The sequence below is a fragment of the Gorillibacterium massiliense genome (genome assembly GCF_000455485.1).
GTDB lineage: Bacteria > Bacillota > Bacilli > Paenibacillales > NBRC-103111 > Gorillibacterium > Gorillibacterium massiliense.
In genome coordinates this window covers 1-1,189 of record NZ_CBQR020000044.1, presented here as the reverse complement: position 1 = coordinate 1,189, position 1,189 = coordinate 1, and the positions used below count along the sequence as shown (strand labels likewise).

General features: G+C 59.3%; 1 protein-coding gene. It reads left to right on the top strand.

What is annotated here, in order from left to right:
- Positions 1–1,189: TIM-barrel domain-containing protein (locus tag TJ79_RS05020; RefSeq protein ID WP_040949206.1), on the top strand; the 1,189-nt coding region annotated here is incomplete at both ends.

Sequence of the window (1,189 nt, the reverse complement as noted above, 5' to 3'; positions counted from 1 at the left end):
GGCATCCATTTTCTTCATAATACGTCAGATAATATTTACGGTATCCGCAGCTACAGTGCCTTTGAGGGCGACAGCAGCAGCGATCTGCTGCGCAACGACAGCAGCCACGCTGCTCACGCAGGGGAGCAGGGCGATTCCGGCGGCCCCTTCATGTGGAGCTCGGCGGGGTACGGGGTGTTGGTGGACAGCGACGGCGGATACCCGTACACGGAAAGCGCGACCGGGAAGCTGGAGTTTTACTATGGCGGTACGCCCCCGGAAGGGCGCCGGTATACGAAGCAGGACGTAGAATATTACGTGATGCTGGGCAAGCCGACGGAGATCATGAGCTCTTTTTCGGACATTACGGGCAAGTCGCCGATGTTCCCGAAGTGGGGCCTCGGGTTTATCAACTTCGAGTGGGATACGAACGAGTCCGAGGTCACGAGCAACGTGGACACCTACCGGGCGAAGAACATCCCGATCGATGCCTTCGGCTTTGACTACGATTGGAAAAACTACGGTCAGAGCAACTACGGCGAATTCACCTGGAATACGACGAACTTCCCTGATGCCGCTTCGACGGCGCTCAAGACCTCGATGTCCGCCAAAGGGATGAAAATGATCGGCATTACGAAGCCACGCATCGTGACCAAGGACGTCAACAATGTCGCGACGACGCAGGGGACGGACGCGGCGGCGGGAGGATATTTTTACCCCGGGCAGGCGGAGTACACGGACTATTTCATCCCGGTGAAGGTACAGAGCATCGATCCGTACAATTCCGCCGAGCGATCCTGGTACTGGAACCATTCCACAGGCGCCTTTGACAAAGGCATCGCAGGCTGGTGGAACGACGAGACGGACAAAGTGTCCTCCGGCGGCGCCACCTACTGGTTCGGCAACTTTACCACAGGGTCCATGGCCCAGACGATGTACGAAGGACAGCGGGCGTACACCACCAACAACCAGCGGGTCTGGCAGACCTCCCGCACGTACTATCCGGGGGCGCAGCGGTACGGCACCTCGCTCTGGTCCGGCGACATCGGCATCCAGTATTTCAAGGGCGACCGCATCAACTGGGCGGACGGCCTGCAGGAGCAGCGCGCAGTCATGCTGTCCTCCATCGACAACGGCCAGCCAAAGTGGGGGATGGATACGGGGGGCTTCAACCAGCAGGACGGGACGACCAACAACCCAAATCCCGACC